Genomic DNA, 13188 nt, shown 5'->3' on the forward strand with positions numbered 1-13188 from the left:
GGATCAAGTGGAATTCTTGGGGGGAAATTTAAATAATTCTTAGTTTAGCGTTATTAAAGAATATATACCTTGCAAGACGCCGAACGTAAACTTTTGACTTTATTAATGCCCGAGGGGCTATTAGATTATTTCGATATCATGGAAGTAGTCCAGAAGGACAAAGGGCTCCAGATCCACCTTGATGAAAAGAATATCGCCCCATCTGGATATGAAAGTGTCCAATTGGAATCAAAAGGCTTTATGCCACCTTCGGAGATCAAAGACTTTCCTATTCGCGGTCAGAAAGTTACCCTTCATATTAGACGAAGACGCTGGCTGGTTCTGGAAAGCGGGAAAATCATTACCAGAGACTGGAACCTGGTTCGCCAGGGCGCTCGAATGACTACGGAATTCGGGCTTTTTTTAAAGGGGATATTTGGATAACTATCCCATCAGTGCCCATCTTTTAGGGCTTTTCTTCCAGTTGGATGGCAAACAGCTTCAGGAACAATATAAGAACCATCTTAGCGACTTTCATGACTGGGACCAGAAACCCCATGCTGAACACTGGACCGTGTTCCCGGGGAATATATCAGAAAAGCTGAGTATCGATGAGACCAGTTTCAGCAATGGCGAACTCTATACCATTGTAAGCAGCAAAGCCGCCAAAGGAAGAAAAGGAACCGTGCTGGCGACCATTAGGGGAACAAAGGCGGAAGATATCATCCATGCCCTGGAACGTATCCCTTTGAGAATGAGGAACAGGGTCAGGGAGGTTACTATGGATATGGCTCCCAATATGGCAAAGGCAATCCGTCGATGTTTCAGGAACGCCAGACGGGTGATAGACAGGTTTCATGTACAGAAACTTGCTTATGATGCCGTTCAGGAATTGCGCATCAGATACCGTTGGGAAGTGTTGGATGATGAAAGCAGGAAGATCGCAAAGGCACGTAAGGAGGGTGTTCCCTACGATCCTGAGCTGCTACCCAACGGGGATACGCTCAAACAGCTCCTGGCCAGGTCGAGACATCTGCTGTTCAGGCATCCTACAAGATGGACAGAAAGCCAGAAACATCGTGCAGAGCTGCTTTTCTTACGCTTTCCCCTACTTAAAAAGGCATATGATCTGGGGATAGCATTGGGAGATATCTTCAATAAATGCAAGAGTAAAGAGGGCGCTTTTACCAAACTCGGCCTATGGCACAATCAGGTGGAAAATTCCGGAATAGCATCTTTCCAAAGCGTGGCCAGATCTATTGCGGCACATCATCCCAATATCCTGCATTACTTTGATAACAAGAGTACCAATGCCTCTGCCGAATCTTTCAATGCTAAATTGAAAGCTTTCAGAAGCGTATTCCGAGGTGTCAGAGATACTAAATTCTTCCTATATCGGGTAATGAAATTGTATGCTTAAAGTATCCCCCCAAGAATTCGGTATGATCCTTGTTTCCCACCTTTGTTGAAGTAAAACTTCGCAAAGTCTTAAAACAACAAAACCCGGCTAATGCCGGGCTTCTTTTAGCTTGGTGGAGTCGGAGGGATTCGAACCCTCGTCCAAACATGGTACTGTATATGCTTTCTACATGCTTAGCTTCCGTTTGATTGTCGGGAAGTAGAAGGTCGGACGCTTACCTATACTAGTTTCCGTAGGCACTGAATTTCGCTGATTTATCATGCCTCTAAATCAACTAGCTTCGTAAATCGATGCTCCTGATGTTGCGTTACAAAGCAGACCACAACGGAACAAAAGCTATTCTAATTCTAAATTAGGCAGCTAAGGCGTAGTTATTTTCGCCATTTATAAAGTTGAAAGTTCAGATTAAAGTGCTAGACTAACAACGCACTGCATGCTTACATAACCGTCTCCATCCTGTCAATTCCGGTCGACCCCAATTATAAAAAGCTTACAAAAGTACATAATATTACTCTTTTTAGCAAGACAATTTTCCAACGGTCTTGTATATACCGCAGTTTAACAATGAATATTCCTTAACCTATTTGAGTTACGGTTTTAAATTTTTGCTTGCTGAATAATTTGGCAGAACAAATGTTTTTTGAAACCTTAACTTCTCTGTTTTGTTATTTATTATTATATTAGTTAGTTTTTTAAACTAAGATGCATATGTCAACATTTGCTGAATTAATAAAAGGTGATAAGCCTGTGTTAGTCGATTTCTATGCGGAGTGGTGCGGCCCCTGTAAAATAATGGCACCGATATTGAATGAAGTCAAATCCTCTATTGGAACGAAAACAACCATTATTAAGGTTGACGTCGATAAGAATCCGCAGGCTGCAGCGAGCTATCATATCCAAGGGGTTCCCACATTAATTCTTTTTAAAAATGGAGAAATTAAATGGAGGCAAAGCGGTGTAGTACAAAAGAACGTATTGGAACAGATAATTACAACACATTTATGATGACCAATCTTTCCTAAACAAAAATTAACACAGCTGAAAAAAAACCTATTTTTCCTCTAATTAAAAAAGTATTTTTGCAAAAGTACTTAACAGGTAGAGATAAAGCAATCAACAAAAAATATGCGTAATAAAATACTTATTCTGGATGATGACGAAGACATCCTCTATTTCTGTTCGGTAGTTTTCGAAAATCTCGGCTTTGACGTAATATCATCACCTCATAGTAAAGATATTATTGATCAGGTAGAACAGGCTGGTCCGGATATTATTTTGATTGATAACTGGATTCCTGGTTTAGGAGGCATCAAAGCCACTCAAACGTTAAAGGAATCCCAGCACTTAAAGGAAATACCTGTCATTTTATTTTCGGCAAACAGCAATTTACCTGCTTTAGCTGAAGAAGCTGGTGCAGATAGCTATTTAAAAAAGCCATTCGACCTGGATGAATTGGAAAGTCTGGCTTTATCGTTGTTAAACAAATAATTAATATGGGGGTGAAATGACCTTCCGAAAGATTATTCATGTCGACATGGATGCCTTTTATGCATCAATTGAACAGCGGGATAATCCACAATATAGAAATAGACCTATTGTAGTGGGTGGTCTGCCCGATCAAAGAGGAGTAGTTGCCGCTGCAAGTTATGAAGCGCGGGCATTTGGAATACATTCCGCCATGTCTTCCAGAAGGGCCCTTGAACTATGTCCGGAAATTATCTTTGTGAGACCTCGATTTGAGATTTATAAACAAGTTTCTAATGCTATCAGATCTATTTTTAGCAGGTATACCGATCTAATTGAACCGCTATCGCTGGATGAAGCCTATTTAGACGTTACGCAGGATAAATTAGCGATAGGTTCTGCGATAGATATTGCAATGGAAATAAAAAAAAGCATTCATTCAGAACTTAATTTAACCGCATCTGCTGGGATATCCACAAATAAATTTGTTGCAAAAATTGCTTCCGACATAAATAAACCGGATGGTTTAACCTTTATTGGTCCTTCTAAAATTGAGTCTTTTATTGAACATTTAGCTATTGAAAAATTCCATGGCGTAGGCAAGGTAACGGCTAGCAAGATGAAAGGGTTAAACATCTTTAATGGTGCGGATTTAAAAAGGTTATCAAGACAACAGCTTATTCAATATTTCGGTAAGGTTGGTAATTTTTACTATGACATTGTTAGAGGAATAGACAACAGACCTGTAGAACCTTATAGAGAATTAAAATCTATTGGGGCTGAAGACACATTTAAGGAGGACCTCTATGATGTTTCACTCATGCTTCACGAGCTCAATATAATTGTTTCAAAAGTGCAGAGACGGCTTGCATCAAAGCAAGTAAAGGGGCATACTGTCACATTGAAAATTAAGTTTTCAGACTTTAAGCAGATTACCCGAAATTATACGCATGTCGCGCCAATTCAATTAGAGGAAATTGAACAGTTTGCAATAGATCTCTTAAAACAAGCTCCTATTGACGGTAAAGGGATTAGATTGCTGGGTGTTACTATATCCAATTTCAATCCATATAAAAACAACTTATATCAATTATCTTTGTTCTAAAGAACATCATTTGTTCACATTTTCCCTCATAGTGTCTTAAAATGAGTACACTTATTAGCCTCCTGAATCAACCCGAAACATACTGACAATAAGAAAGTTATGGTTTTGGCTTATCTATTGCAATTTGTCAGACAATTAATTAACGAAAATTAAAATCATGAAAAAAGTATTATTATCGATTACAGCTTTACTATTTGCAACAGGGGTTTTTGCCCAACAAGAGATGGGTTTTGGTTTAAAAGCAGGTGTTAACTTTCCAAAATACAGTCTTTCGGAAGGTGATCTAAGTACAGGTTCAACAACCAATTTCCACATCACCGCGTTTCTGGATGCTCCTATTGCCACTGATAGGTTTTATGTACAACCGGGAGTATCTTTGCAGGGCAAAGGGGCAAAATTGTCTCAGAGCTCAGCAGGAACTGTTAAACAAAACACTATGTGGATTGAAGTTCCAGTAAACTTTGTCGCCAAATTTCCAGCGGCTGATGCAGGAAAATTTTTCATAGGTGCTGGACCGTATGTAGCTTTCGGTATTTCCGGTAAGAATAAATACGAGTCAGACTGGGCATCCGCTGAAGAAGATTTTGATTTTGGTAAGGATGGTAGCTTGAAAGGTACTGATTTCGGTCTGAATTTTATTGGTGGATTTGAGTTTAATAGCGGTTTAATGATCCATGGAGGTTATGGTCTTGGACTAAGTAATCTTGCACCTGACGGAAATAACGGAGATATTAAACAACGACTTTGGACTGTAGGATTAGGATTTAGAATATAATATCCTTAAACCATGTTGGAAAAGGGTGCAATTAGGCACCCTTTTTTTATTAATAATCTAATGCCATACGGAACATAAGTGCTCCAACGGTTAAGTTCGTTCTACTATCAATTAAGATCCCGGCACCGTTAGCCCTATTATCATCATATAAATCAAAAGGTAAAGTTTCAGCTGTTTTCAATCTTACCCGGCCTATATCATTTAGTTTAAAATCATGAACACTATGTTTTTCCAATGTATTTATATCGACATTATATACAATCTCTTGTATTTTACAGCGAGTTAATTTACTATTATGTTGCAGGAGATAGGTAATAGATAAATCCAACGGACGTGCATCCATCCAGCATAAATCTGCTTCAATTACTTGGCACTCATAAGGTAAATTTGAACTGTTTACGACAACATCTCCCCTACTGATATCAATATTGTCCTTTAAATGGATCGTAACAGATTGTCCTGCAATGGCCTCAGCTGGATGTTTATCGAACTGTTCAATTTTGGTAATAGTAGTTTTTTGACCGGAAGGAAGTACCGTCACTTCATCATTCAATCTAAATGTTCCACTTGCTACCTTACCTGCATAGCCTCTGTAATCATGTAAATCGTCCGTTTGTGGGCGTATTACCCACTGAACAGGAAATCTTGCATAAGCAACACTTGTTTCTGCGGAAATCTCTACACTTTCTAAATAAGTCAGTAAGCTTTCGCCTTGATACCAAAACATGCGCTCTGATTTCTGAACAACATTATCGCCTTTTAAGGCGCTTACGGGGATATAAGTAATTTCATCTAAATTTAATTGATGAGCTAAAGCCTTATATTTTTGAATAATTGCATTAAATACGGTTTCACTATAATCCACCATATCCATTTTATTGATGCATACAATGAGATGTTTGATTCCTAACAAAGAAGCTAAATAAGAGTGTCTTATTGTTTGCTCTACAACCCCGTTACGGGCATCAATCAAGATAATTGCTAGATCTGCGGTAGAAGCGCCCGTAACCATATTCCGGGTATATTGAATGTGCCCAGGTGTGTCTGCAATAATAAATTTTCGTTTTGCTGTTTGAAAGTACTTATAAGCTACATCAATGGTAATTCCCTGCTCCCTTTCTGCCCTCAATCCGTCAGTAAGTATGGCTAAGTCGACTGTTCCGTCATCATTTTTACGATTAGAATTCTGCAATGCTTCCAACTGATCGGCTAAAATGGAATCTGTATCGTAAAGCATTCTGCCAATCAATGTGCTCTTCCCATCATCTACACTACCCGCCGTAAAAAATTTTAATATGTTCATTCCCTTATTATGTATTAAAAATTAGGTTATTCCAGCAATTTCCAAAAATGGCAATTACCTTCATTTTATTATTCATGCTTATCGGCTAAACTAAAAATAACCGCCCTTTTTACGATCTTCCATAGCAGCTTCAGAAACCTTATCATCCATTCTTGCACCACGCTCACTGATCTTTGACAAACTTATTTCTGAAATAATGTCGTCTAGCAAAACAGCATCTGATTCTACCGCAGCAGTACAAGTCATGTCGCCAACAGTACGAAATCGAACTTTCTTACGAAAAACAACATCTTCTTCATCCATGTTTAAAAAAGGAGAAGCAGCCATTAACTGACCATTGCGAGTAATACAGTCACGCTCGTGAGCAAAATAAATAGACGGTAATGTGATATTCTCCCGTTTTATATAATTCCAAACATCGAGTTCCGTCCAGTTACTTATCGGAAAAACACGAACATTCTCTCCTTTATGTATTTTACCATTATAAATGTTCCATAGTTCAGGTCGCTGTCTCTTGGGATCCCATTGTCCAAACTCATCACGCACTGAAAAAATACGTTCTTTAGCCCGTGCCTTTTCTTCATCTCTACGCGCTCCGCCAATACATGCATCAAAACCATATTTGGAAATTGTATCGAGCAAAGTAACGGTTTGCAGTGTATTGCGACTTGCGTTCTTGCCTTTTTGTTCAATTACCTTACCTCCATCAATCGATTCCTGAACATATCCAACAATCAGTTTCTCGCCAATGCGGTCTATCATCTCATCACGGTAGCTAATTGTTTCATCGAAATTATGTCCTGTATCAATGTGGACAAGAGGAAAGGGGAATTTACCTGGCCGAAATGCTTTTTCCGCTAAACGTACCAAGGTAATTGAATCCTTGCCACCAGAAAACAATAATGCAGGTTTTTCAAATTGACCAGCAACCTCTCTTAATATATGGATGGCCTCTGCTTCTAGCTGATCTAAATAGTCCAAATTATTTTTGTTCATTTTTTTAATATTAAGACTTTACCGCGTGTAAACCGCACTCTTTCTTTGATTGATCTTCCCACCACCAACGTCCAGCCCGAAAGTCTTCACCTTCTCGAACCGCTCTGGTACATGGGGCACAACCAATACTAGGGAAGCCTTTATCATGTAAAGTGTTATATACTATATGGTTTTCTTTTATAAATGCTTTAACTTGATCCAATGTCCAATCAAAGATAGGATGATATTTGACAATATGATGTCCTTCATCCCATTCAAGATTTTCCATATCTTGCCTATTTAACGATTGTTCTGCTCTAATGCCCGTAATCCAACATTCATTACCGCTCAACGCTCTATTTAGCGGTTCTATTTTACGAATGTAGCAACATTCTTTTCTATTCTCCACCGATTCATAAAAACTACTGGGTCCTTTTTTTTCAACCATCTCTTCTAACAACACGTTGTTAGGATAGTATGCGTGAATCGGTTTTCCATAGTTTTCGAGCGTTCTATTCCAAACATAGTAAGTTTCTGGAAATAATCTCCCTGTTTCGAGTGTAAAAACTTTTATTGGGATATTATTACTGAATATTATGTGAGTCAATGCTTGATCTTCCCATCCAAAGCTGGTGGAAAAAACAATCTTACCGTCAAATTTTTGAGCTAAAAAGCGTAACGATTCGACGATCCCCTTACCTATTAAATCTTCTTTCAACGTCGCTAAATCCATTTCTTAATCTTGTTCGTTTATGTTAATATTTCTATACGGGATATTGATCGCTATGTAAGCTTAATAACAAACATTGCTACATTTCTAATGCTTACAATAAGTACAATAATCCCTACCAATACCATAATAGTTTTGGCGGATATTCTATTAGAAACTTTTGCAGCGATCGGAGCGGCTAAAGCACTTCCTAATATCAATCCCAAAACAGCTTCCCAGTGGGCACCGCCCAGCATTGAAAGAAAGGTCAATGAGCTTAGGATTGCAATAAAAAATCTAGTGATTTTTACTGTCCCCAATGAAAATAGTGGATGCCTCCCCCCTGCAATTAAATTTGACAATACAATAGAGCCCCAACCGCCCCCAAATGCAGCGTCAATAAACCCACCAAAAAAACCCAAAAGACCTATTTTTTCAATCTTCTTCTTTTTAGATTTTTTTTGAATGTTTAACGCTTTAAGTAAAATTACCACACCCAATATTCCAGTATAAACGGCAACCACAGGTTTCGTGTAGGCACTATAATGTTCTAACGAGGAAAGAAGATAAGCTCCTATTATCGCACCCAAAACACCTGGGATAAGAAGTAGCTTAAAAAGCTTCCAATTTACATTGCCCATTTTAAAGTGCATCCAGCCTGCGATACCATTACTTAAAACTTCCGATAAATGTATTCCCATACTTGCAGGTGCTGGGGGAATGCCCATAGCTAAAGAAAAGGATGAGGAAGTAACGCCGTAAGACATACCTATTGCTCCATCAACCATTGCAAAAATAAATCCTGCTATTAAGAAATAGTAAAATACTGGATTAATTTCTACAAGAAAAGACTGGAAATCCGGCTCTTTATGCCAAAACACCAATACACCTATTGTTATCGAAAATATGATAGCCAGCCAGATTAACCATTTAAAATTTACTTTAACCTTGTTATTCTCTGGAGCTGTCACCAACGACGCAGTCACCGCATTCAATTTTCTTACTTTTTCTGTAAAATCACCTTGCAACTTGTCTCGCAAAAGGCTCATTTGCTGAAGCGTTTGATCAAGCTCATTCGGTATGCTTTCGGCTAAAACTTCTTTAAATCTTTTAGCAATTGTTGGTGATTTGCCATTGGTAGAGATAGCAATTTTCAGATCTCCTTTTTGCACAATCGATCCAAGATAAAAGTCGCACAATTCTGGTTTATCGGCTATATTAACAAGCAAATTTCTTTCATGTGCTGCCTTTCTGATTAATTCATTTAACAAATTATCATTTGTTGCAGCTATTACTAATTGCATGCCTTCCATATCTTCTGGTTCAAAAGGCTTCTGTAAAAGTTCTATTTGAGGGAACTTTTTACACAAAACGGCTATTTCATCGCAGATATTTTTTGCTACAACTTTGATTTTAGCGTCTTGGCTATTATTGAGAATTGCATTTAATTTTTCTAAACCCACCTTCCCGCCACCGATAAGTAGCGTAGTAAGCTCATTTAATTTAATAAAAACGGGAAACAACTGATTCCCATTCCCCACCTTATTTGACGGGACTAAATTAACCTCATTCTCTAATAATTGGGACATAGTTTTCAACAACAGATTTATATGATGGGTGTAAGGAAACAACTTCACCAAACACTAACAATGCTGGTGCCCCTACCATCTCTTCTCTTGACCTTTGTATAATGTTGTCGACATTTCCCAATACTAGTTTTTCTTGTTCTGTTGAACCACTTTGAACAATAGCTACAGGTAATGTTGACTTGCCGGCATTTTTGAATATCTCTACAATTTCAGCGAGTTTTTTTAATCCCATTAAAACCACAATTGTGGCGTTGGATTGTGCAGCGCTATAAATATCACCTGAAACCTCACCAGAGGCAGTTGTACCGGTAACAACCCAAAAACTCTCACTTACTCCTCTATGTGTAACGGGGATATGCTGCAGTCCAGGAACTCCTATAGAACTGGAGATGCCTGGAATTACCGTCACAGGAATCTGGTGCTTAGTTGCAAATTCAAGTTCTTCATATCCTCTACCGAATACAAACGAGTCTCCGCCCTTTAATCGAACGACATGGCCAAAGTTGATGGCATAATCTATCATTAATCGGTTCACAACTTCTTGGGAATAAGAATGGTCACCGGAACGTTTGCCAACATACACTTTAGTGGCAGAAGGATTCACAAATTCAAGGATTTTATCTCCCACCAAGGCATCATACAACACTACGTTTGCATTTTGCAGGGCTTTATAGCCCTTTAAAGTCAGCAAGTCCGGATCACCTGGCCCCGCCCCTAATAACGTTATCTTTGGCTCTATATAGTTTTTGTTAGCTTTCATTAAATTATGATTGTAATATCTATCGCTTAGGATTGTAACAAAGCTTCTCTTCTAATTTTAATTCGTTTTAAAAATTCGGCAGCACTATTAAAATATTCCTGCGCAAATAAAGCTGATGGTTCCTGCTTGTTAATTTTTAAAACTAAATCTGCAAATGTTCCGTCTAAGGCAAAATCTCCACTTTCAATATAATTAGTATCAAAGTCCTTTATTGTACCTATCTGCGTACTGCTATTTATACCTTTATCTAATAGCATAGCCTTTGCACTACTAATGAATACACTATAGGTATGGTAAATTGCGTCTGCCCATGCTTCTCTTTCCAAGGCTTGTGTTGCCCAATTCAGCTTTTCTTCTGCTTCAAATACTAATGTTGCAACTAAATCAATTACAACACCAGCACACTCTCCTACTCCAATTGCTGTTTTAAAAGTTTCTTCATGACCCCAATCAACAAACTCGTCTTCTTTTAGTGTGCTAAGGTCCGCTAAAGGTTTCAACAACTGATAGAAGTAATCTTTTCCCTGCCTGTCATAATAATGATGAAAATTTTCATCTTGACTGCCATTTGTTTTAAAATCGTTTAATAGCGCTCTTAACACATCTGTAGCTCTTTTAGACGGTGTTTTAATTACTCTCTCTGCAACTCTTCCTACTCCATCGCCTACTGTTCCTCCACCAAGCATCACCTGAACCGCTGGTACTACTTTGCCAGCCGCTTTCAGTGAGCTTCCATGAAAACCAATCTCTGCTAAACCGTGCTGGCCACAGGAATTCATGCAACCACTGATTTTAATCTTTAGATCCTTATTGAATATAAAATCAGGATATTCTTGATAAATAACATCTTCTAACACAGAAGCCAAAGTCATGCTATTCGATATTCCCAGATTGCAGGTATCTGTACCAGGACAAGTAGTTACGTCAGCCAAGCTATCGAAACCCCGTTTAGTAAAGCCTATTTTATCTAAGGCATTGTACAATGCAGGAAGGTTCTCTTCAGGAACAAACTTTAAAAGAAGCCCTTGATTCTGTGTAATACGTATTTCGTCAGACACTAAAGGACGTATTAACTCGATAAATTTGCGGGCAACATCTGTTTTTATATCTCCAATTAACACTTTGATAAAAACGCCGAACTGACCTTTCTGCTTCTGTTCGAATACGTTTGTAGCTAGCCATTGCTCATAGTGTAATAAATTGGCCGTGTCAATTTCTTCCTTAACAGAACTTGATGGAAGATGAGGTAGCGCTAAACTATCCTTATTGATAGGATATATTTTTGTTTTCGTGGTTATCTTCTCTTCTTCAATCAGCCTTAAAACTTCTTCAAGTCCTAATTTTTGAATGAGATACTTCAGCCTGGCCTTGTTGCGGTTATTACGCTCACCATATCTATCAAATACACGAATTACAGCTTCAATAAACGGAATTAACTGATCTTCTTCCAAAAATTCATAAATAGGATAAGCCAGCATAGGCTGCGCTCCGAGTCCTCCACCAATCACTACCTTAAAACCTCTTTGACCAGCAGAATTTATCTTTGGTATCAAGCCGACGTCATGAACATAGCTATACGCAGTATCTTTCTCGCTTGAGGAGAACGCGATCTTGAATTTTCGACCCATTTCCTGGCAGATAGGATTTCTTAAGAAATACTCAAAAGCAGCATACGCATAAGGTGACACATCAAAGGGTTCATCCGGATCTATACCGGCTGTTGGAGAAGCCGTTACGTTTCTAACTGTATTACCACAGGCTTCACGTATCGTTACATCATCTTGTTCTAATTTAGCCCAAAGCTCCGGTGTCCGATCTAAACTAACAAAATGTATTTGGATATCTTGCCTAGTTGTTAAATGAAGATTGCCGCTACCATATTCGTCGGCAATATCTGCGATACGGAGAAATTGTTTAAAATTCACTTTTCCGAAGGGTAATTTGATGCGAATCATCTGCACACCCGGTTGCCTTTGGCCGTAAATACCCCTAGCTAAACGAAGGCTTCTGAACTTTTCTTCATGTATCGTACCTTCACGAAATGCGTGGATTTTCTTTTCAAGATCAATTATATCTTGCTCTACCACTGTATTTTCTAATTCCGTTCTAAAACTTTGCATCTTCTATTAGTCATTTTACTAGCCTCTACCGGATCTAAAGAATTCCTCTATTGCAGTCAGGCCAAAATTATCAAAATCAAAAAGAATTTTTCAATTTAATATAAATTTCATAAAATTTAAAGAAACAAACAATAAATCGAATAATCTTTAAATTAGGCAAATATATAAAGTATATAGTATTAGTAGCATTAAATATAGCTATTTTTTTTCTTTTTTTTACATTGTAAGAACATCATGTTGTTTTTAATCACAAATTTTCTCACCGTATAATACAGCAATGATTTTAAAAACTTGATACCTTCGGGATTTTTATTAGGTTTGGATATGAAATTCCTTTTATACATAGTCGCCATCTCTATATACTTTTTAGGTTCGTTTTCTATTACTTTTGCGTCAAAAAAGTACGCTCTCAACAATTTTATTGTAAAAGAAAATCTGATCAAAAATGGTAAACTTGCAATAATTGCCTGCGACTCTACCGAAAAACCTACCGATAATATTAACGGTACTTTTTCATTTATAATCAATGGTTTTAGGCAACCTCTTTCCTTTCGGGAAGGTGTTGCTATTTCACCGCTTGAAATAGAAAGGTCTTCCTTTGTATTTCTCAAACATGAAAATGAACAAGGCACACATAGCAAACTATATTATGTCTATAAAAATGATGACGGATTAAAACCCTTCAAAATTAACTGGATTGTACTTCTCATTATTCCAATTATAATCATCCTCATAGCATCGATATACAAACGGCTTATCTTTTTTGCAGTTCTGGCATTGGCGGCCCTCGCTTATTTCAACTATAATAAGGGCTTAAGCTTTGATGGAATATTTGAAACAGTTCTGCATGGCATAAAAGATATTTTTTAAGAATAAGCGATTAAAACCATATGCTACGGGGTAAAGAAGAGCTTAACAAGTTAGTTTAATTTAAAAATCGCCGCGAACAAACTGATAACAAATACCTAACCACCAATAACGAACAACCA

The 13188-nt window shown here is 37.9% G+C and carries 13 protein-coding genes and 1 other RNA gene; 7 read left to right on the top strand and 7 right to left on the bottom strand.

The genetic code is table 11. The features are described from left to right. Nucleotides 1-138: 138 nt before the first annotated feature. Together BMY50_RS10675 and BMY50_RS10680 are read left to right on the top strand one after the other, a co-directional pair. Nucleotides 139-423, top strand: a complete 285-nt coding sequence (locus tag BMY50_RS10675; RefSeq protein WP_238383730.1) for an ISAon1 family transposase N-terminal region protein — start codon at nt 139-141, stop codon at nt 421-423. Continuing rightward, the gene (locus BMY50_RS10680; protein ID WP_202907815.1) at nt 416-1399 is read left to right on the top strand and encodes an ISAon1 family transposase; all 984 of its coding nucleotides are present in this window, start codon (nt 416-418) and stop codon (nt 1397-1399) included. The genes BMY50_RS10675 and BMY50_RS10680 overlap by 8 nt, the downstream gene beginning before the upstream one ends. A gap of 110 nt (nt 1400-1509) precedes the next feature. Here the strand turns inward: BMY50_RS10680 and ssrA are convergent. Continuing rightward, nucleotides 1510-1876, bottom strand: a transfer-messenger RNA (tmRNA) gene (gene ssrA / locus BMY50_RS10685). A gap of 231 nt (nt 1877-2107) precedes the next feature. Between ssrA and trxA the strand changes: the two genes are divergently transcribed. The 4 genes from trxA to BMY50_RS10705 all read left to right on the top strand — a co-directional run bounded on the left by trxA (nt 2108) and on the right by BMY50_RS10705 (nt 4743). Further along, nucleotides 2108-2404, top strand: coding sequence for a thioredoxin (gene trxA, locus BMY50_RS10690; protein WP_093325684.1), 297 nt, complete (start codon nt 2108-2110; stop codon nt 2402-2404). 120 nt (nt 2405-2524) lie between these two features. Then, the gene (locus tag BMY50_RS10695; protein ID WP_093323850.1) at nt 2525-2887 is read left to right on the top strand and encodes a response regulator; all 363 of its coding nucleotides are present in this window, start codon (nt 2525-2527) and stop codon (nt 2885-2887) included. A 16-nt stretch (nt 2888-2903) separates the two neighbouring features. Further along, the gene (gene dinB / locus BMY50_RS10700) at nt 2904-3968 is read left to right on the top strand and encodes a DNA polymerase IV (RefSeq protein ID WP_093323853.1); all 1065 of its coding nucleotides are present in this window, start codon (nt 2904-2906) and stop codon (nt 3966-3968) included. Nucleotides 3969-4125: 157 nt separating this feature from the next. Further along, nucleotides 4126-4743 (top strand): porin family protein, encoded by a 618-nt coding sequence (locus tag BMY50_RS10705; protein WP_093323855.1) that lies wholly within the window; start codon nt 4126-4128, stop codon nt 4741-4743. Nucleotides 4744-4792: 49 nt separating this feature from the next. Here BMY50_RS10705 and BMY50_RS10710 read toward each other — a convergent pair whose 3' ends face one another. From BMY50_RS10710 to BMY50_RS10735, 6 genes are all read right to left on the bottom strand, one after another. After that, nucleotides 4793-6046, bottom strand: coding sequence for a sulfate adenylyltransferase subunit 1 (locus BMY50_RS10710; protein WP_093323857.1), 1254 nt, complete (start codon nt 6044-6046; stop codon nt 4793-4795). Between the two features lie 90 nt (nt 6047-6136). Next, complete coding sequence (gene cysD, locus BMY50_RS10715; protein ID WP_202907816.1) at nt 6137-7042, bottom strand: sulfate adenylyltransferase subunit CysD; 906 nt, start codon at nt 7040-7042, stop codon at nt 6137-6139. Nucleotides 7043-7052: 10 nt separating this feature from the next. After that, nucleotides 7053-7754, bottom strand: a complete 702-nt coding sequence (locus BMY50_RS10720) for a phosphoadenylyl-sulfate reductase (RefSeq protein ID WP_093323859.1) — start codon at nt 7752-7754, stop codon at nt 7053-7055. 50 nt (nt 7755-7804) lie between these two features. Further along, complete coding sequence (locus BMY50_RS10725; protein ID WP_093323862.1) at nt 7805-9319, bottom strand: TSUP family transporter; 1515 nt, start codon at nt 9317-9319, stop codon at nt 7805-7807. Further along, complete coding sequence (cobA, locus tag BMY50_RS10730) at nt 9297-10079, bottom strand: uroporphyrinogen-III C-methyltransferase (RefSeq protein WP_093323864.1); 783 nt, start codon at nt 10077-10079, stop codon at nt 9297-9299. Before cobA ends, BMY50_RS10725 begins: the two co-directional genes overlap by 23 nt. A gap of 26 nt (nt 10080-10105) precedes the next feature. Further along, nucleotides 10106-12199, bottom strand: a complete 2094-nt coding sequence (locus BMY50_RS10735) for a HEPN domain-containing protein (RefSeq protein WP_093323867.1) — start codon at nt 12197-12199, stop codon at nt 10106-10108. A gap of 324 nt (nt 12200-12523) precedes the next feature. Between BMY50_RS10735 and BMY50_RS10740 the strand changes: the two genes are divergently transcribed. Continuing rightward, entirely contained in the window at nt 12524-13069 is a 546-nt protein-coding gene (locus BMY50_RS10740; protein WP_093323869.1) for a hypothetical protein, read from the top strand. Nucleotides 13070-13188 lie beyond the last annotated feature (119 nt).

Origin of the sequence: Olivibacter domesticus (assembly GCF_900109575.1) — a bacterium.
Classification (GTDB): Bacteria; Bacteroidota; Bacteroidia; order Sphingobacteriales; family Sphingobacteriaceae; genus Olivibacter; species Olivibacter domesticus.